Here is a 21,809-nt window from a genome sequence, read left to right as displayed (position 1 = left end):
GGATTTTACTACTAGAAAGATACTCATTTGCTTCCAAAGTGCCAATTCTACATTCTTCTTTATCACAAAAATCCGAATTTTCGTCACCAATAACAGTGCATACATCACAATGCTGCTGCTTGCCCTCAGGTTAATTATAAATTGCCGGAGCAATCATAACAAAAAGGATTGGGCACTAAACATAAAATTATAATATATACGAAGAAGTGTTCTATGTTTTAAGTCCGTAGTAAAAGCAGCATTAACTATTTCCATAGGTTTCGATTTGTTTTACAAAAATGAGTTTCTCATTTTTTGCGACGTAGCGAGCGATTCAATTTAAGCTACATGATCCGGTTGGTCAGGCACCTGAAAATGGTGCAATTCTCCCATTACTTTGCTAAGCTATGTACCGATAACCCCAATAACAATCCATACTTCCCATCATAGCTCTCCATCAGGTATGCCTGATCACCGGATTTTTTGACCTAAGGAACTAAACTTAGCAGAGTGTTGTAAGTGTTGAGACATCGAAAAACCCCGAAAAAGTCAATATGAATGTTTCTGCAGTTAACAAATCCCCGGCAATTCTTTTTTCGTGACATACAAACAATGCAAATTCAAACATAGTGTTATAAACCCGTCACAAATAGATATCCAATTGACAATATTTTTTCTTAGCAGGCAGGCAACCCGGAAACGATGGTTTTCGCCAGGCAATAAAAACCGTTTTGTATCTTTCCGGGAAAAAGCATATGTTCCGGTTTCTTTTCCTTAGTGCGGTTTGCTTACCGTTGCTATCCAATGCACAAATCATCAACAAGGGCATCGACCTCAGCGGCTTCTCTTTGGACTACCATAGCCTCCCTTTTATCGACCTGGATACAATGAGTAGCCGGCAGGTAACCGTAGACCGGGAGCCCGGTGTGTACCTTGGGCATCCAACCACGGTACTCCTGGAAGACGGGCAAACCCTCTACTGCACCTATCCCAAAGGGCATGGCCGCGGGCCTATCGTACTCAAGCGCAGCAATGACGGTGGCCAAACCTGGAGCGAGCGCCTGCCCGTGCCCGCAAGCTGGGAAAGTTCGCTGGAAGTGCCCACCCTTTACCCCGCCGAAGGGCCCGATGGCACCCAACGGCTGCTGCTCTTTTCCGGTCTCTACCCCGCCCGAATGGCTTACTCCGAAGATCAGGGCAGCACCTGGACCGAACTGCAACCGCTGGGCAACTGGGGCGGTATTGTAGTCATGGGCGACCTGGTCCCACTGCGTTCCGGCAAAGGGCACTATATGGCCGTCTTCCACGACGACGGGCGCTACTTCAGCCACCGCGGCAGAGCCGGCGAGCCTGCGGTTGAAAGGGCCAACAATCAGGCCGAATTCACCCTCTACAAAACCTTTTCCTACGATGGCGGGCTGACCTGGACGGAGCCGGAAGCCATGCTGCAATCCCGTTTCCTCCATCTCTGCGAGCCCGGACTTATCCGCTCGCCGGATGGCCGGCAAATTGCTATGCTGCTGCGGGAAAACAGCCGCCGGATGAACAGCCAGATTATGTTCTCCAATGACGAAGGCCAAACCTGGACCCGCCCCCGCGCCCTGCCCAACAGCCTCAACGGCGACCGGCATCAGGCCATCTATACCCCCGACGGGCGCTTACTGATCTCCTTCCGCGATATGGCCCCCGCTTACTGGCGTTATCAGGCACTGAAAGCCGAATGCCAGGATTGCGATACGGCTCAACTGAAAGCTCAGGCCGGTCCTGCCAGCCCCACCACCGGCGACTGGGTCGCCTGGATAGGCACCTACGAAGATCTCGTGGAAGGCCGGGAGGGGCAATACCGCATCCGGCTGAAGGACAATACCAAAGGCAGTGACTGTGCTTATCCTGCGCTGGAATGCCTGCCGGATGGTACCATCGTGGCGACTACCTACGGGCACTGGGCGGAAGGGGAAGCGCCTTATATTTTGAGCGTACGAATGAATATGGAAACACTAGTGCCTCATTAGTTAAAACCAGCTACTCACAAAAAAACACCTGTTAGTCACTCCAGAGACAGCGTTGATCACAAATTCCAAATCCAACATGGGAAGATTATTATTTTTGTTATATCAAATGCTAAAGCTTCCTACTCCTAATCAATTAACAATTCAAAGACAATGAAATTAGTACGATTTAAATCTACTTCTAAATTGTCTGTCTACCTTATCAGCGGTCTAACCCTGGTTTTTTGTCTATTTGGGTTTATCGGAAAAACCTCTGCTAACAAATGGGCAATCTCCCAAAGTCAGTTCACCTACGTCAAATATGCGGGAGACTCCGTTTTTGTCCCGTTGGGCAACTCAGATATTCCCATGCCAGGTCAGGAGGGAAAAGTGGCTGATAAAAAAATGCTCTATACCAATAGCTCGCGCAGCGGAGTAGCTGGTTGTCCCTTTGCTGAGGAAGACTCCGAAACGGAGGTATCTTCCTCTTCGAAATGGCTCGACGCTGACTTCCTGATCAAAACTACTATCATTACAGCAATGGCACTGTTTTTGTATTTAAAGCTGCCCCCTAACCAAATATAAAAGCACTACATTTCCATAAGTTCAATAACGTTTGTTTATCAAGCAATTTCAGTTTTCCATTCATTTTTCGCTGCTAAGCTATACCGACGACGAAGTAGTTTGGGACCAAACATGACTTCGTGTCGGCATATACTCGTGCGTCGGGTTTGTGCCTTACGCCCAAACCTCTCCGTTCCGAGTATATTTACACCTATTTGCCCTAGTTTGGTCAATCCGGTCGATCAGATGTTACACCTGACTGCTGTTCTCACTCAGCAATATTGCAAAAGTCGCAGAACAGCTGATTCTACCCAGCACTCAGTTAAATTCCTCTGCCAAATCCTTGCTGCATGTATCGGGTAACACTGATCGCCGGTTTTTTCTCCTTTGTTAATGCCCCCTCCAGAGCATTAATAGTTCTAAGAATCATAGGTACTGTTACTGATCGTGTTCAGTGTAAGAATGCACCTGCTGACTGGTTTCTTTCGGTAGAGTATCTATGTGCGATTTTTCGTATTCCCCCACTCTGGGACCAAATGAAACCGGGTCCTCAATAGTACCACCAATGCAACTAAATTGCTCATATGGAAGCTGGTGCGCATGGAGAACCCTTGTAAATGCGGCTCTCGCCCCTTCATTAAAATTAAAGGAAGGCTCATTAACCCTTCCGTTTTTCTCGCTCCTGTCTGCGATAAAACGTACGGCTGCGCAAAACCTGTCCATGCTATTCGCACCCTCTTTCAGGGATGCTTCCAATATTCCTAAGAGAAAATCTCTTTCGGGGGTGCCGATATAACTCTGAAAGATCTTATCGTTTCTGATTGCTTTCAATACTTCATAGAAAATATCACGGGATCTCTTCGACCTTACTTCATGGTAATCATAATAGTTAAGCGCCCCCAACCTCCGAAGCCCTTCCTTACGGGCATCAGTAGTTAACAGCTCTTTCTTAAGACAATAAGCGTATAATTCTAACAGTTCATCAAGATATTTGTAATTGAGCCCTTCTTTGCAAACCTCAACCATAGCACCAAAAACCAGTTCCGGGAAATCTTCTTCTGTTACGTCTGAGAATAAGGCAGACCTCACGAGGTCGGTCTTTCCCTTCTTATTCACAACAGACGCCATGAAAAGGTAGTTTCTGATCTCCAGCTGGTAATAGCGCTTTCTGCTATCCGGCCCTGAATTGCGGGCTTCGCTCTCTAAGTCAAGCTTATCACTCCTAAAAAAGTCATCGTAAAGGGCGGCTGCCCGATTTACCATGGTCGTATCCCCCTCATTAAACAAAGCAGGCTCCTCTAATGCTGACCGAAGGAACTGGTTGACAGCATCTATTTCCTGATCCAAACCACAGCGGCCTGCACCAGGCTTACCTTCTAAAATAGCCTTCCAGGAGTCCATGGTCTCCGTCCAGATTTGTTCTTTATAAAGCTGAACCAGACTCTGCTTTGGGGTATCGCAGATATGCATCAGGTTGATGCTATTAGGATCTTCTATCAATTTCCCCCTTTTCCAAATTAGTTTGGGCAACAGCTGCTTTAAGTCATCACTGCCGTCAATTCGTTGCTTCGTCTTCTCAATCGAATGGTAATCATACATGGCATAGCCTACATTATTACTCAGCAATCCATTAAGCTGCCGGGTGAGTTCGGAAAAGCCCGTACCGGAAACATTATTTTCACTCATGGGACCTTTGCTGCCCAGAACAAATCTCCTGACCGGTACATACTGTCCTTTGCCGTTGGTGTCTCCCAGAGCGTAATCAGGTAGATCCCGGAAGAAGCACTTTGAGCGGTCTGTGGCTTCCCATTGCCTACCATCGTTATGTATCAAAGTCACCCCAATCTCTTCTTGCTGTAAAGATTTGGGCAACTCCAAAGTGACGGGATAATACTGATATACGCCTGCCATGACCAGACCACACAGTGTCATAGCCCCTGCTGCGACCCTTCCATTTCGGATAAAATGCCAGGTCTTGGGGGCAATATACAGGGTAGGGGCAAACCATATATCCTTGGTATTAAACCAATTGGACAAAGAAGCTAACTTCCAGACCTTCGCCAGGCTTACGCCTAAAAACCCCATACCCGCTGCTACTATACCTTCTGCAGCATATTGCATCCAGGAAAAAAAGGCTCCGCTTCCATTCATACCCTGTGAAGCGTTAAGCCAGTGCCGACCCATCAATGTCATCACTGCGATAGCTGATATGAAACCAATCGCCCACCCATTGGACTCTGTCTTTTTCAGGGTTTGTTTCTTAAACCGTAATTTTCGCTGCCCATTATGAGCCTTACCCAGGTAATCAATGGCAGGAAATTGATAACTAAAGGCATATTCTAAATCCTGGCCCTCTTCAGGTTTGATTACAAAGGAAAATGACTTGAGTGCCCGAATCCCCACATGATCTGCATATTGAAGGGGAAGATCGCACTGCAGGCGATACGTACGCCGAATGCCCGGATCCAGTACTTGTCCCGTGCCGCTACTCGAGCGGTCTTCATCCATTAGCTGAGCGGGGATATCGACTGACTCCGCTTTCTTACCGAAATGGATCACCATCCGCTTCAGATAATAGGAAGGATCCTCTCTGAGCGTGGAAATCTCAAGTGGAATTTCCAGAACTGTATGGTTATCGAAATAACGAATACCAGCTCCTCCTGATTTGGCGATTTGGATGTGCATAAATGTCTAACTTTATGGAAATTTCGTATCAGTCCCAACTGCGCTTTTGAAACCAGCGGGATAGATGCTAATTCAATAGCAGCGCTCAAGGTAAAAGGAAAAGACAGATAAGCCACAAACCCCATTGTAGTACTTCGCGGACCTGCAACATGAAGTTAGTACGGAATTTTATCTTTTTTGTTTCATTATCTTGTTTTGTCTGCCCAAATTACAGCATAAAGGCGGCAGAGTGCCTGTACCCTAAGGGTAATCGCCTTACGCAGGGACAGTGGGGAAAGCACCTCCACCGTTTCCCCAAAGGACAAAAGCTGATTTTCCAGCTCTACATTATGCACGAGGTAGTAAGCAAAGATCACGCTTCCATCAGCAGCCTGTTCATGCACATGCTGTGACGGGTGGAGCGGCTTGGTCTCAATGTAACGAGCCCGCTCCGGAGTCGCCTTGAGCAGTACAGGCTCCGGTTGCCGGCCGGTAGGGACAGACACACCAATGACCGCCTCAAAGAATTGCTGTGGCTGAAAACCCGGATTTTCAACAAAATCAGCGAGCAGGTAAACCTCTGCCTGCCGGATACGGTCAAAAGCATAGGTCCGGATGCAGTGCGCCTCATGGTCGTGGGCAAACAAAAACCAGCGGTTGTTATACTCCTTGACCAGGTGCGGGCTGACGATACGGCGAAACTTATACCCTTCCGGCACCTTAAACGGGTGATAGTCGAGCAAAAGGCAGCGCTGATCGCGGCAGGCGCGGTACAGCAGATCAAGCCATTCCAGTCCAAGCCCCACCATATTGTCCTCCAACTGCAGCACGGTGCGCTCCGAGGCCGGCCGGACCCGCAGGGCCTCCGAGACTTTCGCAACTACCTGCTCTACCCCCTGTACCTGTGGAAAGCCCCGGAACTGCCGCAACAAACTCATAGCCTCCCGCAGGGCTTCCACATCAGCCGTGCTCAGGGGCATTTGTGTGATGGAAAAGCCCGGGTCGCTGTACGCATAGCCCGCCTCCCTCGGGTACCATTGGATGGGGGCCCGGTATCCGAGCATGCCACTTCGCATATTTCGAATATCCTTTTTGATGGTATCTCTCGATGGAGCGGCGCGGTCTTCGCCTTCGTACTCCCGCAGTTCCTCCCCACAGGCTTGTGCCAGCTCTTGCCAGGTCCAGTAGCGCTTATTGCGGCGGCTCAGGCACCGGTCGATTGTCCGGTAGCGGATCATTGCGTGCCGATTGGTTGCCATATATTCTTATTTGGGTCGATAACTTAACACTTTTTTCGCAGACCATTGCATCCCGCGTACCTACAGTACGCAGGGCCGGGGTAGGTTTGTGGAAAAACAAAAAGACATGCGTATCATTCACTCTGTTTTTGCGCTGTTTGCGCTGCTGATGATCGTCTCCTGTACCCCTTCTATTGATGGTTCCAGCGAGGAAAACTTTCAGGCTTCTGTCAAAAAAATGAAGGAAGGGCTTTCTGATGAAGACAAAGCGGCCTTTGAAGAAGCCCTGCAACTCATGGCTATGGATGGCTTCAGTTTTGCTGACCTCCTGCAAGGAGAAAAAGGCGCGGAAAAAATACTCGAGGACTACACCGAGGCTTTGGATGGGCTCACTGCCAGCGAAGTCATTGCCAAAGGTGAAGCCATTAAAGCGGAACAGGAACGCAAAAAGAAAGAACAGGCCCGATTGGAGATCGAAGAACTCTACCAAAAAAAGCAGGATGCCGAAACGCAAAAGGAACAATTACAGGGTTTTGAAGTAACACAATCTAAATTTTACAAACGCAAAGACTACTTCGGCTCCCCGGAACCCATCATCGAGCTTACCGTAAAAAATGGCACTTCATCTGCCATATCCCGGGCATACTTTAAAGGTACACTGGCGAGCCCTAACCGATCTGTGCCCTGGCTTACAGATGACTTCAACTACCAAATAGCCGGTGGGCTGGAGCCGGGAGAAAGTACGACCTGGAACCTGGCGCCCAATCAGTTCTCCGACTGGGGTACGGTAAATGCGCCCAAGGATGCGATACTTACGGTGGAAGTCCTCCAAATTGACGGCCCAGATGGGGAAGCCCTATATTCCACCCTGGAGTTCGGAGCAGAAGAGGCGGAACGGCTCCATACCCTTCTGGAAAACTACCCCGAATTCCAACAGTAATCTTTGCGTATGTAACACGCAATTTTCTATGGCTGCCGGCGGTTGGCTGGCAGCTACTTTATGCTTAATTTAGTAGTGCCATTCAGGTGCCAAACCAAAATCTCTACCCTATGGGACTCCTCAATAAGTTATTAGGCAATGCCGGCACCGCCAAACCGGAAGACCTCGAAACCAAATACGGCGACCTCCTCATTGAAGGGGAAAACTTTGACATCGGGTTTCAGCTCCTGCGCGATGTCTTCATTTTCACCAATAAACGCCTCAGCCTCATCCTCATCCTCCCCCCCATTTCCCAAAATTCCCTATCTTCCCTCCCAAACCAAAACACCGCGCATGCTCACCGGACAACTCCGCAACGAAGTCGACAAACTCTGGGAAACCTTCTGGACCGGAGGCATCACCAACCCGCTCACCGTCATCGAGCAGATCACCTACCTGCTCTTCCTGCGGCGGCTCGACCAACAGCAGCTGCTCAAGGAAAAACAGGCGAGCGAACTCGACATGCCGATCACCGACCCCATCTACCCGGAAGCCGCCACGCCCCTGCGCTGGAGCAGCTTCAAAAACCTGGACCCGGAGGCCATGATCGACCGCTTCACCCGTGGCATCACCCTCAATGGGGAGCAGACCAATGTCTTCGACTATATGAAGCAGCTGGCCCCGGAGGATACGGCTTTCGCCAACCACATGAAGGGGGCGACGTTTATGATCTCCACGCCCCGCCTGCTCGACCGGGCGGTGCAGCTCATCGATAAGCTCGATATGGACGACCGCGATACCAAGGGCGACCTGTACGAGTACCTGCTGTCCAAAATCGCCTCGGCCGGGCAAAACGGGCAGTTCCGCACGCCCCGCCACATCATACAGCTGATGGTGGACATGACCCTGCCCACGCCTACCGATACCATTTGCGACCCCTCGGCCGGCACCTGCGGTTTCCTCGTGGCTGCCGATGAGTACCTGAGGCGGGAGCACCAAGACGAATTCTACAAAAAGGACTTCCGCGCCCACTACAACAGCGCGATGTTCAACGGGCTGGAATTCGACAGCAGCATGATGCGCATAGGGGCGATGAACCTGATGCTGCACGGCATTGAGCGCCCCAACCTGCTGCACGTGGATGCCCTGAGCGAGGAGAACGCCGGCATTACCGACCGCTACAGCCTGATGCTGGCCAATCCGCCCTTCAAGGGCAGCCTCGACTACGACTTTGTGGAGCCCAGCCTGCTCAAGGTGGCCAAGACCAAAAAGACCGAGCTGCTCTTCCTGGCCCTAATGCTGCGGATGCTGCGCCCGGGCGGGCGGGCCGCCGTGATTGTGCCCGACGGGGTGCTCTTTGGCTCGAGCCGCGCCCATAAGGCCATACGGGAAGCCATTGTGGAGGAGCACCAACTGCAGGGCGTGGTGAGCATGCCCTCCGGAGTGTTCAAGCCCTACGCCGGGGTGAGCACCGCCATACTGCTGTTCACCAAGACCAATTCCGGCGGTACGGATCAGGTCTGGTTTTACGATATGCAGGCCGACGGCTACAGCCTGGACGACAAGCGCGGCGAACTGGGCCGGCGCATGCCCGAACAGCCCGAGCAACTGGCCAAAGACGAGCACCTCTCCACCCTCACCGACCCCCACGGGCAGGTGATCGAGTACCGGGTGCAAAAGCACGAAGAGAACAACATCCCCGACATCCTCCACCGCTGGCGCAATGCCGAAGGCGAAGCCGAACGCCCCCGCACCGCCCAATCCTTCTACGTGCCCGTGCAGGAGATACGCGACAACGCCTACGACCTCAGCATCAACCGCTACAAGGAGATCGAGTACCAAGCTGTGGACTACGACCCGCCGCAGGAACTGCTGGCCCGCATCCGCCAACTGGAAGCCGAGCGCGCACAGCTGATGCAGGAACTGGAAAACATGCTGGACTGAGGCAGCATTTGCGCCCATTAGTGCCAAAAATTCGTGAACATTTGTGGACCAAAACAACAGCAATATGAAATGGGAACTCCTAGACTCTTTGGCGGAGAAGATTAACTACGGTCATACCGCTTCTTCAGGCACAAGTGGCTATAAATTCTTGAGGATAACAGACATTCAAGATGGAGATGTAGACTGGGAAAAAGTCCCCTTTGCAGAATGTGATCAAGTAGAAAAATACGCCTTGAATTCTGGTGATCTTCTCTTTGCAAGGACAGGAGCAACAACTGGCAAAAGTTACTTAATTAAGGAATGCCCTGATAGAAGCATATTTGCATCTTACTTAATCAGAGTTAGACCAAATTTAGAAAAAGTAAATCCTAACTTCCTTGCCTATTTCTTTCAATCTCAGATTTACTGGAACCAAATATTGACAAGCTCAAATGGCGCAACTTTACCCGGTGTAAATGCCACTAAACTCAAATCCCTCCAAATCCCCCTCCCGCCCCTCTCCGAGCAGCGCCGCCTGTCCGCCCGCCTGGACAAGGCCGATGCGGTGCGCCAAAAGAGCCGCGCGCTGCTGGAAGAGTATGCGGAGCTGGGGCGCTCGGTGTTTTTGGAGGTGTTTGGGGACCCGGTGCGGAATGAGCGGGGGTGGGAAGTGGTGGAGTTAGTAGACCACGTAAAAATCCTTGGAGGCGGGACACCCTCCAAAAAGAACAAGTCGTTCTATACCGGCGAAATACCGTGGGTCTCACCAAAGGACATGAAGTCTCTTTTTATTGATAGCTCTATCGACAAGATTACCAACGAAGCTATAAAAAATAGTTCAACAAAACTTATCCCAAAAGACTCGGTCCTTATGGTTGTTCGTAGTGGGATTCTAAAAAAGCAATTACCCGTTGGTATTAATATTTGCCCTGTTACACTTAATCAGGATATGAAGGCTTTTGTATGTAAGGAAAAGCTAAATCCATACTATCTACTCTACCTATTTTTGGTATTAGCTCCTAACATTTTGAAATCCGTAAGAGGAACGACAGCTGATAATATTAGTTCTGATGTACTAAAAAAACTCCAAATCCCACTCCCGCCCCTCCCCCTCCAAACCCGTTTTGCGGCCATGGTGGCCAACATCGAGGCACAGCGGCGGTTGGCGGAGCGGCAGTTGGAGGCGGCGGAGGCGGTGTTTGGTGGGGTGTTGCAGGGCACGTTTGAAAGGTAAAATGTAAAATGTAGAATGTAAAATGTAAAAAAGGCGAAAGGTAAAAGTGCGATTGGGGCGGGGGGAAAGGTAAAACCATATAATGTAGAATGCTCCGCCCGCCGAAGCCTGAAGGCGAAGGCGGGTAAAATGTAGAAGGCTAAATGTAGAATACTTGGGTCCCCCTCCGCCCTGCGGGCACCTCCCCCGAGGGAGGAAACGATTGGGGCAGGGCTCGGGCGGGGGAATGGTAAAATGTAGAATGTAAAATGTAAAAAAGGCGAAATGTAAAAGTGCGATTGGGGCAGGGCTCGGGCGGGGTAAAATGTAAAAGGCGAAATGTATCCATGCGGGCCTTGTGGAAATGCGCTGCCTGCTGAAGCCTGAGGAGAAGGCGGGTAAAATGGAAAAGCCATTTAGGGCGGGGTGAAAGGTAAAGGGTGGCGGAACCATGCAATTAGGCAGCACGTTCAAACCACTAGACAAACTGGATTTCATGAGTAAAAGGGATTGATTTTTGCGGGCTGCAGTTCCCGCCTTTAGGGGGCTAGGGGGCGTGCGGAGGCTGAAAAAATCAACCCCTTTTGAAAAATGTCTAGTAGTGTGCAGCACGTTCAAAGAAAAGCGGCTGTTGGCATTATTGACTGTAAAGCCATAACTTGAAAGCAAATCAGGAACACATGAATATTTCACAGATCATTACGATTGCGCCGGACATCCAAAGTGGGGAGCCGGTATTTACGCACACCCGGGTGCCGGTCAAAAACCTGTTTGACTATCTGAAGGCAGGCGATAGATGAAGAAGGTATCGATTTTTTGATGACCGCTGACCGGAATCTTGAATATTCAGCAAAGTGTTGATTTACCTAAAGAAAACGGTTTGGGCTATAATTTCTCATAGTCTGTTGATTCTATTTAGCTTTTCACCAACAATTTGAGTATATTGTAAAGCTCTAAGGAATGATACAATGGAAAAAGCAGGCATAAACAGCAATCAGGTCAGATGGGCGAGGGAACGGGCAGGTTTGCAGCTGTCCGATCTGTCTAAAGCCCTGCAGCTGGCGGAAGATAAAATTGCGGCTTGGGAAACCGGGGAAGAACAGCCCACTTTCCGGCAGGCACAAAAGCTGGCTGAACGCCTGAGGGTTCCTTTGCCTTACCTTTTTTTGCCATCTCCCCCTGAAGAGAACTCCCCTATTGCGGATCTACGCACATTACGCAATGAGGCACGAGCTACTTTTAGCCTGGACTTCAAAGAAGTACTGAATGACTCCCTACAGAAGCAAAATTGGTACAGAGAATATTTGCAAAACACCGGGCAGGCAAGCCCTTTGGAATTTATCGGTAAATACTCCGTGGAGTCGGATGTAAAGACCGTAGCCAGAGATATTCAGGCAGTACTTGGCCTGGATGAAGAGCTTCGGAAATCAGCGCGCAGTAAATCTGATTTTTTGTCTAAACTGGTGCAGCAGGCCGAAGAAGCAGGCATACTGATACTAATCAGCGGCGTGGTAAAAAACAATAACCATCGCAAACTAACTGTGGAAGAATTCCGGGGCTTCGTACTAAGTGACGCTGTTGCACCACTCGTTTTCATCAACGGTAATGATACAGAAGCTGCTAAACTCTTCACTTTTGTACATGAACTGGCACATCTTTGGGTAGGCGCTTCCGGCGTTTCCAATGTGGAAGTTAAGTCTGCCGTAGAAAACGACTTTGATCAGTTGGAACGCTTCTGTAATCAGGTAGCGGCGGAAGTGTTGATTCCTGCTGAAGACTTTCAATCCATCTGGCAATCTGATCTTTCCCTTGAAGAAAACCTACAACGGTACCGGCATTATAAAGTGAGCGACTTGGTCTTGCTTATTCGTGCCCGGCAGCTGCGCAGGATCAGTAGTACTGAATTTCAGCAAGCGTACGCTACCCGCATCAGCTGGTATAAGAACCGAAAACGTAGCAGCGGGGGCAATTTTAAAAATACCCTCCCCGCCAGAAACAGCAAGTTGCTCACCTCTGCGCTTATTGCAGCTACGCTGGAAGGGCAAACGCTCTACCGGGACGCAGCGCGTATGCTGAATGTAAAGGTCGAGACCTTGAAAAAAGTGGCAGACCATCTTGAAATACATTGATGTATTATGCCAGATTATATTTTAGATGCTAACGTGTTCATTCAAGCTCAAAATGGCCCCTACAACATGGATGTATTTCCTGCATTTTGGGAGTGGATCGACCAGCAAACTCAGGCAGGCATCATTGCCAGCTCAACTTTAGTGTTTGATGAAATACAGGGAGAAGGCCCCTTGCAAGACTGGATAAAATCTAGAAAGAAGTCTGGGCTATTTATCACACCCTCAAAAGATGCCCAGGAAAAGATTGCAGAAATAACAACCTATGTACTTCAGAATTATGACCGTGCTTTGGGAGAGTTTTTCCTAAGTGGTGCCGATCCGTGGATCATAGCAGAAGCATACGCCCAAGATGCAAAAGTAGTAACCATGGAAAAGTTGGTACCACCCAATTCCAAAAAGGTGAAAATTCCAAATATCTGCAGGGCTTTTGAGGTCGAATGGCTAGATACCTATCAGCTGCTTAGTGAGCTCGGTGCCAGGTTTACACTATGACTTGAGGCATTAGTCTGCTCCGCCTTTTTATCCTTCATTTTCATGACCGGATAACGCTAAAGGTTCAGGAAAAAGGTTCTCAAAGTTACCCAGAAATGGTATGGCGCCATACTTCCCTTTGATGTAGTTGCGCTCGTAGCTTTCATTTTCCCGGCTTTTATTCTGCAACCCATTAATTTTACTTATATTCCCGACTAAGTAGTCTGACGGAAATAAGTTAGACCGTTCTCTTTTTAGGCTTTGGCGATATTTTAACGCAACTTCCAAGTTTTCAGTTGCTTATAAAATTTCGCCAAACCTCAAACGGTCTATCTTATTTTGTTTCCGTCTCTAAACAGCAGGACATCTATGGACTCCAACTTCCAATTCCTCCGTGAGGGCTGGCCCGAAGTATTCCAAAACGCACAGCAGGCCGAAGCCCACGGCATCACCGCGCCCGTTACCTCTGTATTCTACAGCCGCCTGACACTGGAGCTGATGGTCAACTGGCTGTACGAAAATGACGGGGAGCTGGAAGCGCCTTATGATACGGCCCTCTCCTCCCGTATGTACGAGCGGACCTTCCGGGAGATTTTGCCACCGAGCATGTACAAAGAGCTGCACATCATCCGCAAAGAGGGTAATAATGCCGTGCATACCGGCAAAACCTCGCCCTACAAAGCGCTGGCGATGCTTAAGTACCTGCACCGCTTCCTGGGCTGGTGCGCCCGCCTGTACAGCGAAGAGCGGCCTGAGGTACCGACCTTCGAAGACCACTTTATACCCGCCAAAGGCACGGCAGAGAAAAGTAAGGCACAGTTGGAGCGCATGCAACAGCAGGTGGAGGAACGGGTGGAGGAGCTGCAAAAGGAACGCCGCCGCCGGCTGCAGGCCGAAGAGGAAGCCGCCCGCCTGAAAGCGCAACTGGAAGCCCTGCAGGCGGTCAAATCCCAGAATAAAGCCGCGGGCAACGTGCTGCCGCCACTGCCAATGAGCGAAAAGGAAACCCGGGAAATCTTCATCGATGTGCTGCTCCGGGAAGCCGGATGGGATATTGATGCACCGAATGTGCGGGAGTACCCGGTGGAGGGCCTGCCCGTGGCGGTCAACAAAACAGGGCGGGGCAATGCCGACTATGTCCTCTGGGGCCAAAATGGTAAGCCACTGGCGGTCATTGAGGCCAAGCGCACGAGCAAAGAAGCCTATCAGGGGCAGCATCAGGCGGAGCTCTATGCCAACTGCCTGGAGCGCATGCACGGGCAACGCCCCATCATTTTTTTCACCAATGGCTACGATAACTGGATCTGGGATGACACCTTCTACAGTGCCCGCCCAATTTCCGGTTTTCTGACCCGGGAGGAACTGCAACTGCTTATAGACCGCAGGCAAAGCCGGCAGGATATACGTACACTCAGGCCCAATACCGAAATTGCCGGGCGCCATTATCAAATGGAAGGCATTCAGCGCGTTATGGAAACCTTTGCGAAGGAAGCCGATGGCCAACTGCGGGGCGGCAAGCGTTCTGCGCTGATCGTGATGGCAACCGGAGCGGGCAAAACCCGGACGGCGGCGGCAATCGTAGAGCTGCTTTCCAAAGCCAACTGGGTCAAACGGGTACTCTTCCTGGCCGACCGCAGCGCGCTGGTCAAACAGGCGAAGAAAGCCTTCAAACAGCACACGCCTCACCTCAGCGCCATCGACCTTACGCAGGAAAAGGAAGAAACGGACACCCGTCTTGTTTTCTCCACCTACCCTACGATGATGAACCGTATAGATGGTGCCCGCAGCGGAGACGCCCGTTTGTTTACGCCCGGCCACTTCGACCTCATTATCGTGGACGAGGCCCACCGCTCGGTTTACCAGAAATACAATGCCATCTTTGAGTACTTCGACGCGCTGCTGCTGGGCCTGACCGCTACTCCCAAAGATCAGGCAGATAAAGACACCTACGAGCTGTTTGACTGCGAAGTGCGCAACCCCACCTTCTCCTACGATATCGAGGAAGCCGTCCGCGATGGCTATCTGGTGCCGCCCCGGGGCGAAAAGGTCAACCTTGGATTTGTCCGCCGGGGCATCCACTACAATGACCTTTCCGAAGAAGAGCAGGCTGAATACGAGTCCACTTTTCGGGATGAGGCCGGGGAAGTCCCGGAGCACATCGACGCTTCCGCCATCAACAGCTGGCTGTACAACCATGACACCATTGATAAAGTCATTGACCACCTCATGCAGAAGGGGCAACGGGTAGCCGGTGGGGACAAGATGGGCAAGAGTATCATTTTCGCCAAGAACCACAAACACGCCAAGCTCATCGAGCAGCGGTTTGACAAACTGTACCCACAGTACGGCAGCAAATTTTGCCGGGTGATCGACAATTACGACCGCTTTGCGCAGCAGCTTATCGAAGACCTCTCGGACATCAACAAGTACCCGCAAATTGCCGTTTCGGTGGATATGCTCGATACCGGCATCGACATCCCCGAGCTGCTCAATCTGGTCTTTTTCAAGCCGGTCTACTCCCGCGCCAAGTACTGGCAGATGGTGGGCCGAGGTACCCGCCTGTGTCCTGATTTGTTTGCGCCCGGTGAGGACAAGGCGTTTTTCTACATTTTCGACTTTTGTGGCAACCTGGAGTTCTTTGAGCACAATCCGGACGGGCTGCAAACTAATGTACCCCTGCGCCTTTCCCACCGCATTTTCCAGGCCCGCTTGCAACTGGCACAGCTGATCAAACAGCAGGACCCTGCCGACACTTTCCGGCAGGAACAACTTGACTTTTGCCATAGTGCCGTCAGTGCCCTCTATGCGCAACGGGACCACTTCCGCATACAGATGAAGCTGGGCGAAATCGACCCGCTGCGTGACCGCGCCCAATGGAATAAACTGGGCAACAGCGAGATAGAGCGCATCACCGATTCCCTTGGCCCACTCATTGAGCTGGACGACCCGGACGAAGCCGCCAAACGCTTTGACCTGCTGATGCATGAGCTTTATGCCCTGCGCATCAGTGGCGATGAGGCACAGGAACCCTACCTGCGCAAAATACAGCGCCTGGCCGGTCAACTGGCCGGCATGCACAATATCCCTGCCATACAAAAGGCCATGCCCCACATTCAGCGGGCGCAGGATGCTGCCTTTTTACAGGAAGCCACGCTGCCGGAGCTGGAAAGCATACGCAAAGCCCTGCGCGGGCTGCTGCACATCATCCCCCGGCGGGAACGGAAGGTCTACGAAACGAACTTTAAGGATCAGATCGACGGAACAGAGGCGGCAGAAGTGCTGCGGGGTATCGAATCCATGGACAACTACCGGCAGCGCGTGGAACGCTATGTCAGAGAAAACAAGGAACACATTGCCATCCAAAAACTCCGCACCAATCAACCGATCACAGCAGCTGAGCTACAGGAGCTGGAGCGTCTGCTCTTTGAAGACGACCCGGTGGCCCGGGAAGCCCTCGAAAAGGAACTGGGCGATCAACCCCTTGGCGCATTCATCCGCAGCCTCGTGGGGCTCGACACCAGGGCTGCCAAGGAAGCCTTCGCAGATTTGCTCCACCAAAGCCAACTCCGCGCGGATCAAATGACCTTCCTCAACCGCCTGATCGACTACCTGGCGGTCAACGGCACGATCCAAAAACGGATGCTGATGCAACCACCCTTTACCGACCTGCACGACATGGGCATCTTCGGCATTTTTGATGATGATGCGGAGCGGGCGAAAATCATCCGTATTATCGATGCGATCAACCGGAATGCGGAGGCGGGGTAAGCAGTATAAAAGAGCAGGCGCAGGCCACCGTTACTGCTGAGCAACCCGCACCTACCCTTTCACAATTAATCCTAATGCTTATGCCCCGGCTCATAAATCAGCCGGATAAAGGTACTCAGGCGCTGGTTTTCCCGCTCTACGGGGATGCCGGCTACAATACCGACCAGCAAGTTGTCGGCCAGCCCAACCCGCATCTGCGGGCGGATGACCATATCGAAATCGCCTCGCTTAAATTCCTGATTGAACTCCACGCCAATGAAATTCCGGGTGCCGGTAATCATGTAATGGAAGTTGAAGTTGGCTTGCCAGGATTGATGCATATCCATCCCATTGATCGCCTCCAGGACCGGGCCGGTATACAGCAGGGTGTGGTAGTGCGTCCCCCACCGCTTAGCCATCACCAAAAAGGGGTTAAAAATGTGCCCTTTGAGCATAGACGTGCTTCCGTACATCGAAAATTCCGGCAATTCGAATTCATGGATGTAGCCCAGGGCCATAGAGGTACTTTGCTCCTCACTGACCAAAAAGGTGTACTGGGCAGCCATTTTCAGGCTATTCAGGCGACTGCCAGGCGCAGACATCCCCTCCTCTATCGGAAAATGAAAGGTGAAGGGCAATTCCACTTCCAGCCCAAGCCGGTCAACCGGGGCCCATTCGTACTCCACCAATGCTTCGTAGGTATCAAAAACCTGATTATCGGTCAGGCCTAAGCCTACGTTCCATTCCTTTTCGCCCTTGCGCGCGCCCAGGTCTCTGATCAGATCGATGTAGAGGGGCTCAGCGTGCAGGACTTTGGGGCGCAAGCCGCCGCTTTCCACTTCGAGAACGTAAAGGCTGTCCTGCTCAGCAGGGGTTTGTGCAAAAAGTAGTACGGGCAGGCAGCATGCACTAAGTAGTGGGGCAAAAACAAAATGCACAACTTTCGGAAAGCTTTTGCCCCAACATCGTGCAAAACCCGTCCTTTGGCTGGTTTTGCACGACCTTGGAACAAAATCAGTTGTGCATTTTGTTTTTCGAGAAGCCCTAAGTAGCGCCTGAGTTATCAAATATTTCATAATTGTATAGTTGGGGCATAGCACAGGCTGTCCAGCTTATGCTATACCAAATGGAGCAATATACCGACGACGAAGTAGTTTGGGACCAACCATGACTTCGTGTCGGCATATACTCGTGCGTCGGGTTTGTGCCTTACGCCCAAACCTCTCCGTTCCGAGTATAATTGAAAAGCCTTCAGTTGCTGCAAAGCAGAACCGAGGTGATGGGAATAAGTATACTTTGCTGCATATTACAGCGAAGTTCAGGCAGGAAAGTCCGGAGGAGGGGTCGGGGGCGTTTGCCAGATGTCCTTGGGCGGCTGCACCCTGAGTAAAGCCCATTGGTTAGAGGTGCATTGGTCAGGAAATGCCATGGTCAGGCTATCGGAAAACAGCAATACATCAAGACTGGTATACTTTTTCAACAGCGATTTACCCGCGTCATCATCATCGTACTCTTTGAAAAAATCTTCGTATTGCAGGACACGCTCCACGAAAACTTCCAGTACGCTCTCCATTTCATTATAAGAGAGGTCTTCCGCCACAGCATCAGAATAGAGGTCAGGCGGGTCTATCATCCCATTCAGGAAGACAGCCGTCAAAAAGACGATTAGCCCTCTGAGTAACCTGCTATTTCTAAGTTCTCTGATGATCATGGAATGTATTGATGCCGCAAAGATAACTGGATCCGGACAGTAATATTATCTGATCGGGAAATAAACAACCCTCCGACTTTCTTCACAACATCCAAAAGGCATACCCAAGAGCAGCCACAAGCATCACACCAAAACCTAATGTTGACTTTTTCCGCATCGTGCTATTCCCAAAAGCTAAGCAAAAGCCATACTTGACCAGTGTATTGGAAAACGCTGCCAGCACCGTGGCTACAGCTGCCACATCCAGGCGCTGCTGTCCATTTCCGTACTCCGACATAGATACGGTGATCGCATCCACATCCGCAAAACCGGAGACAGCAGCAGCCCAGTACACTCCGGTATCGCCAAGGTGAGTAGAAGCATAACCTACGCCCAGCTGAATAGCAGTATAGATCAGCGCAAAGACCGCGGCTTCCCGAAAATTGAGGGGGTTTCCCCGTTCAGGGGGGGCGGAGAGCGTTTCTTGCTGTGCTGTACGGAAGAGGTATGCACTGATGAGCACTCCAATCAGGCCCAGCGCCAAAATCGGGGGAGCCAGTGCAAGGAACAACGTCCAATTCAGCAAAGCGGGCCATACCAGCAGGCGCGGAAACATAATTGAGGATGCCAATACAACCGCCCCGGCTTCCCGGCTCCCGCTGCCTTTACCTTCCCCCACCCGGCGGGAGAAGTACCAGGCGGTTGCTGTACTTGAAGCCAGCCCACCCAGGACGCCTGTCAGAAAGGTGGAACGTTCCGCAAAGAACCGGCTCAGGAAATAGCCGGCAAAATTTAAAGTTAGAAAGATGGAGAGGATCAGTCCCGTCTTGTAGGCATTGAAAAAACCATAAGGTCCAATATTCTGATCCGGGAGCAGAGGCAACACCAGAGCGGTAACCAGTAAAAACTGAAGGATAGACAGGAACTCTTCCTTTGAAAGTGCTCCGGCGAGATTGTGGAGCCGGATTTTAAGCGTAAGCAGGGCTGTTACCGCAATCGCGATACCAACACTTAGATAGGCATGCCCTAATTGTACCATCCCTCCCAGTACAAATACCAATATCAGGGAGAACTCGGTGGTGGTGCCGCTTACAGTAGACTGTGCCCGCAGGAAAGAAATGGCGACAATTGTGAATACCCCCATCAGAACCCCGAAAAAAGCCCAAACAGAAAGGGCTGCTCCCATGAAAACACCAAGGTACCCTAATACTGCGACAATGGGAAAAGTACGGATACCGGCAAACAGGTGCTTTCCTTCCTTTAGCTGATAAGCCTGCTCACGTTCAAGCCCTAGTAACAGCCCAATTCCCAGGACGATTAGCAGGGATTGAAATTGCCGGAGCAGTTCAATATCTAAATTCAGTGGTTCCATTCGCATTTTTTTTGCCGGGAGTATCAATAGCCCAGGGTGCTCTGACCACCATAGTTTCAAACGGAGGTCAAACTCTTGAATGCAATCCGTTATCAGCTGCTGCGCAAACTTGAAAAAAAGCTTTCACACAGCCCAATTTAGCCGCCTCGTGTCACCGAAAGGAAAGGAATCATGCCCTCCGCCCTTACGCCTCCACCTCAATCGCCATCCCAAAAGTATCTTCCGCAAAGTTGCCCTCATCGTACACCAGATTGCCATTGACGAAAGTCTTGAGGACCTTATTGTGGAAAGTGGTGCCTTCCAGAGGCGACCAGCCGCACTTGTACAGGATGTTGTCTTTAGCGACCGTCCAGGATTGGTTCAGGTCCACTAGCGTCAGGTCGGCGTAGTAGCCTTCGCGGATGTAGCCGCGCTTGTACATCCGGTAGAGGCGGGCCGGGTTGTGGCACATCTTCTCGGCGATTTTCTCCAGCGAAATCTTGCCCTGATGGTGGAACTCCAGCATGCAGTTGAGGGTATGTTGTACCATAGGCGCTCCCGACATAGACTGGAAATAGGGCTTCTGCTTTTCTTCCAGGGTATGGGGCGCGTGGTCGGTGGTTATGAGGTCGATTCGGTCGTCGAGCAGGGCCTGCAGCAGGCCTTCCTTATCTTTTTTGGTCTTGATGGCCGGGTTCCACTTGATTAGGACGCCCAGCCGCTCGTAGTCCTCATCGGAGAACCAGAGGTGGTGCACGGAGACTTCCGTGGTGATTTTCTTCTCTTCCAGCGGGATGTCGTTGCGGAACAGGTGGGTTTCTGCCTCGGTGGTCAGGTGCAGGATGTGCAGGCGGGCACCGTGCTTCTCCGCCAGGCCGATGGCGCGCTCGGTGGCTTCGTAGCAGGCTTGTGTGCTGCGGATGATGGGGTGGAACTTCACCGGTACGTCATCGCCGTACATTTCCCGGTACTTTTCCTCGTTTTGCTCCACGATCTGCTCCTTCTCCGAGTGGATAGCGATGATGGATTTGCAATTGGCGAAAAGCTTCTCCATCGTCTCCGGGTTGTCCGCCAGCAGGTTGCCCTTTTTGGTGAAGTACAGCCCGTCGTCGGAAACGCCCATCAGCTTGGTGGTATCGGTTTTGATCACTTCATCCAGGTTGTCGCCGTTGACGCCGAGGAAAAAGGAGTAATTGGCCAGGGACTTTTTGGAAGCGATCTCGTACTTCTCATTCAGGCGCTCCATCGTCAGGGTATTGGGGATGGTGTTGGGCATGTCGATGAAGGAAGTGACGCCGCCGACCACCGCCGCCTTGCTTTCGGTGTGCAGATCAGCTTTGTGGGTTGCGCCCGGGTCCCGGAAATGCACCTGTCCGTCGATAATGCCCGGGAAGAGGTGCTTGCCGGTGCCGTCGATGACTTTATCGTCCGGCTCTGCTTCTATCTTCCCTATTTTAGCAATGCGCCCCTCTGATAAGAGTACATCCGCAATAACTGTTTTTCCTTCGTTTACGATAGTTGAGCCTTTGATTAAAATCCGCTGGTTCATGGTCTATGTTTTGTTCGGTTCGATGATCTTTGAATTTTGGCACCCGCTTTTGAGGCTGCCGCCTAAAGCTACGAAAATACTAAACATTGGGACAAACCCCTCCCCTGCCGGTGTGTATGACAAAGGTTGCTGGGGTAGAGTTTCCCGCTCTGCTCCAGCTTATCCAAGATTTTTGGGCAATGCACCAAAGTAGGCTAACAGCAAATGCTGCCAGGCTAATCAAAAAGTGCAATTTGTTGTGCCCCCCCTGCCTTTCCGGAAACGGCACCCAAGCCCCGCCGGGCTACCGGCCAAAATGATCACAGTATTTTAAGTAATTTTAAAAACCTAAGAAATTTCTGAATGAGTAAAATAAAAATTTAGAATTTAAAACTACATCTGCCA

Annotated in this window: 15 protein-coding genes and 1 pseudogene; 10 read left to right on the top strand and 6 right to left on the bottom strand. The window is 51.0% G+C overall.

Annotated elements, in window-relative coordinates; genetic code table 11:
* Positions 1–734: 734 nt before the first annotated feature.
* Entirely contained in the window at positions 735–1,991 is a 1,257-nt protein-coding gene (locus IX84_RS17810) for a sialidase family protein (protein WP_052516155.1), read from the top strand.
* 150 nt (positions 1,992–2,141) lie between these two features.
* Entirely contained in the window at positions 2,142–2,552 is a 411-nt protein-coding gene (locus IX84_RS17805; RefSeq protein ID WP_152605123.1) for a hypothetical protein, read from the top strand.
* Between the two features lie 417 nt (positions 2,553–2,969).
* On the opposite strand, the gene IX84_RS17800 is transcribed toward IX84_RS17805, so the two are convergent.
* Together IX84_RS17800 and IX84_RS17795 are read right to left on the bottom strand one after the other, a co-directional pair.
* Complete coding sequence (locus IX84_RS17800) at positions 2,970–5,216, bottom strand: hypothetical protein (RefSeq protein ID WP_044223700.1); 2,247 nt, start codon at positions 5,214–5,216, stop codon at positions 2,970–2,972.
* 185 nt (positions 5,217–5,401) lie between these two features.
* Positions 5,402–6,454 carry a helix-turn-helix transcriptional regulator gene (locus IX84_RS17795; RefSeq protein WP_044223698.1) on the bottom strand — a complete coding sequence of 351 codons (1,053 nt, stop codon included), beginning with the start codon at positions 6,452–6,454 and terminating at the stop codon, positions 5,402–5,404.
* Between the two features lie 106 nt (positions 6,455–6,560).
* On the opposite strand from IX84_RS17795, the gene IX84_RS17790 reads away from it, so the two are divergent.
* From IX84_RS17790 to IX84_RS17765, 8 genes and pseudogenes are all read left to right on the top strand, one after another.
* Positions 6,561–7,373: a DUF6694 family lipoprotein gene (locus tag IX84_RS17790; RefSeq protein ID WP_044223696.1), complete on the top strand. Its 813-nt coding sequence runs from the start codon at positions 6,561–6,563 to the stop codon at positions 7,371–7,373.
* A 110-nt stretch (positions 7,374–7,483) separates the two neighbouring features.
* Positions 7,484–7,579 (top strand): annotated as a pseudogene (locus IX84_RS34645) (PH domain-containing protein); the annotation flags it as partial.
* A 127-nt stretch (positions 7,580–7,706) separates the two neighbouring features.
* Entirely contained in the window at positions 7,707–9,296 is a 1,590-nt protein-coding gene (locus tag IX84_RS17785) for a type I restriction-modification system subunit M (protein ID WP_044223694.1), read from the top strand.
* 64 nt (positions 9,297–9,360) lie between these two features.
* A complete protein-coding gene (locus tag IX84_RS17780; protein WP_052516153.1) occupies positions 9,361–10,509 on the top strand; it encodes a restriction endonuclease subunit S in 1,149 nt (382 codons plus the stop codon).
* A gap of 659 nt (positions 10,510–11,168) precedes the next feature.
* Complete coding sequence (locus IX84_RS32170) at positions 11,169–11,288, top strand: DUF433 domain-containing protein (RefSeq protein ID WP_152605122.1); 120 nt, start codon at positions 11,169–11,171, stop codon at positions 11,286–11,288.
* Between the two features lie 168 nt (positions 11,289–11,456).
* Positions 11,457–12,617, top strand: coding sequence for an XRE family transcriptional regulator (locus IX84_RS17775; RefSeq protein WP_044223692.1), 1,161 nt, complete (start codon positions 11,457–11,459; stop codon positions 12,615–12,617).
* A gap of 6 nt (positions 12,618–12,623) precedes the next feature.
* The gene (locus IX84_RS17770; RefSeq protein ID WP_044223690.1) at positions 12,624–13,109 is read left to right on the top strand and encodes a DUF4411 family protein; all 486 of its coding nucleotides are present in this window, start codon (positions 12,624–12,626) and stop codon (positions 13,107–13,109) included.
* A 348-nt stretch (positions 13,110–13,457) separates the two neighbouring features.
* Positions 13,458–16,856 carry a DEAD/DEAH box helicase family protein gene (locus IX84_RS17765; protein ID WP_044223687.1) on the top strand — a complete coding sequence of 1,133 codons (3,399 nt, stop codon included), beginning with the start codon at positions 13,458–13,460 and terminating at the stop codon, positions 16,854–16,856.
* Between the two features lie 71 nt (positions 16,857–16,927).
* Here IX84_RS17765 and IX84_RS17760 read toward each other — a convergent pair whose 3' ends face one another.
* The 4 genes from IX84_RS17760 to IX84_RS17745 form a co-directional block, all read right to left on the bottom strand.
* The gene (locus tag IX84_RS17760; RefSeq protein WP_394333436.1) at positions 16,928–17,734 is read right to left on the bottom strand and encodes an HAEPLYID family protein; all 807 of its coding nucleotides are present in this window, start codon (positions 17,732–17,734) and stop codon (positions 16,928–16,930) included.
* 419 nt (positions 17,735–18,153) lie between these two features.
* Positions 18,154–18,546 carry a hypothetical protein gene (locus IX84_RS17755; RefSeq protein ID WP_152605121.1) on the bottom strand — a complete coding sequence of 131 codons (393 nt, stop codon included), beginning with the start codon at positions 18,544–18,546 and terminating at the stop codon, positions 18,154–18,156.
* 82 nt (positions 18,547–18,628) lie between these two features.
* Positions 18,629–19,897 (bottom strand): MgtC/SapB family protein, encoded by a 1,269-nt coding sequence (locus IX84_RS17750; protein WP_044223682.1) that lies wholly within the window; start codon positions 19,895–19,897, stop codon positions 18,629–18,631.
* A gap of 184 nt (positions 19,898–20,081) precedes the next feature.
* The gene (locus IX84_RS17745; protein ID WP_044223680.1) at positions 20,082–21,425 is read right to left on the bottom strand and encodes a dihydroorotase; all 1,344 of its coding nucleotides are present in this window, start codon (positions 21,423–21,425) and stop codon (positions 20,082–20,084) included.
* Positions 21,426–21,809: the final 384 nt, after the last annotated feature.

Source organism: Phaeodactylibacter xiamenensis (assembly GCF_000759025.1).
In the GTDB taxonomy this organism is placed as follows: Bacteria; Bacteroidota; Bacteroidia; order Chitinophagales; family Saprospiraceae; genus Phaeodactylibacter; species Phaeodactylibacter xiamenensis.
The sequence above is the reverse complement of the archived record's forward strand: the minus strand, read 5'-3'. Positions and strand labels throughout refer to the sequence as shown.

Bases quoted from the DNA above. Each gene is read 5' to 3' on its own strand.
- IX84_RS17810 (WP_052516155.1), top strand. From the start codon at position 735: ATGTTCCGGTTTCTTTTCCTTAGTGCGGTTTGCTTACCGTTGCTATCC.
- IX84_RS17805 (WP_152605123.1), top strand. From the start codon at position 2,142: ATGAAATTAGTACGATTTAAATCTACTTCTAAATTGTCTGTCTACCTT.
- IX84_RS17800 (WP_044223700.1), bottom strand. From the start codon at position 5,216: ATGCACATCCAAATCGCCAAATCAGGAGGAGCTGGTATTCGTTATTTC.
- IX84_RS17795 (WP_044223698.1), bottom strand. From the start codon at position 6,454: ATGGCAACCAATCGGCACGCAATGATCCGCTACCGGACAATCGACCGG.
- IX84_RS17790 (WP_044223696.1), top strand. From the start codon at position 6,561: ATGCGTATCATTCACTCTGTTTTTGCGCTGTTTGCGCTGCTGATGATC.
- IX84_RS17785 (WP_044223694.1), top strand. From the start codon at position 7,707: ATGCTCACCGGACAACTCCGCAACGAAGTCGACAAACTCTGGGAAACC.
- IX84_RS17780 (WP_052516153.1), top strand. From the start codon at position 9,361: ATGAAATGGGAACTCCTAGACTCTTTGGCGGAGAAGATTAACTACGGT.
- IX84_RS32170 (WP_152605122.1), top strand. From the start codon at position 11,169: ATGAATATTTCACAGATCATTACGATTGCGCCGGACATCCAAAGTGGG.
- IX84_RS17775 (WP_044223692.1), top strand. From the start codon at position 11,457: ATGGAAAAAGCAGGCATAAACAGCAATCAGGTCAGATGGGCGAGGGAA.
- IX84_RS17770 (WP_044223690.1), top strand. From the start codon at position 12,624: ATGCCAGATTATATTTTAGATGCTAACGTGTTCATTCAAGCTCAAAAT.
- IX84_RS17765 (WP_044223687.1), top strand. From the start codon at position 13,458: ATGGACTCCAACTTCCAATTCCTCCGTGAGGGCTGGCCCGAAGTATTC.
- IX84_RS17755 (WP_152605121.1), bottom strand. From the start codon at position 18,546: ATGATCATCAGAGAACTTAGAAATAGCAGGTTACTCAGAGGGCTAATC.
- IX84_RS17750 (WP_044223682.1), bottom strand. From the start codon at position 19,897: ATGGAACCACTGAATTTAGATATTGAACTGCTCCGGCAATTTCAATCC.
- IX84_RS17745 (WP_044223680.1), bottom strand. From the start codon at position 21,425: ATGAACCAGCGGATTTTAATCAAAGGCTCAACTATCGTAAACGAAGGA.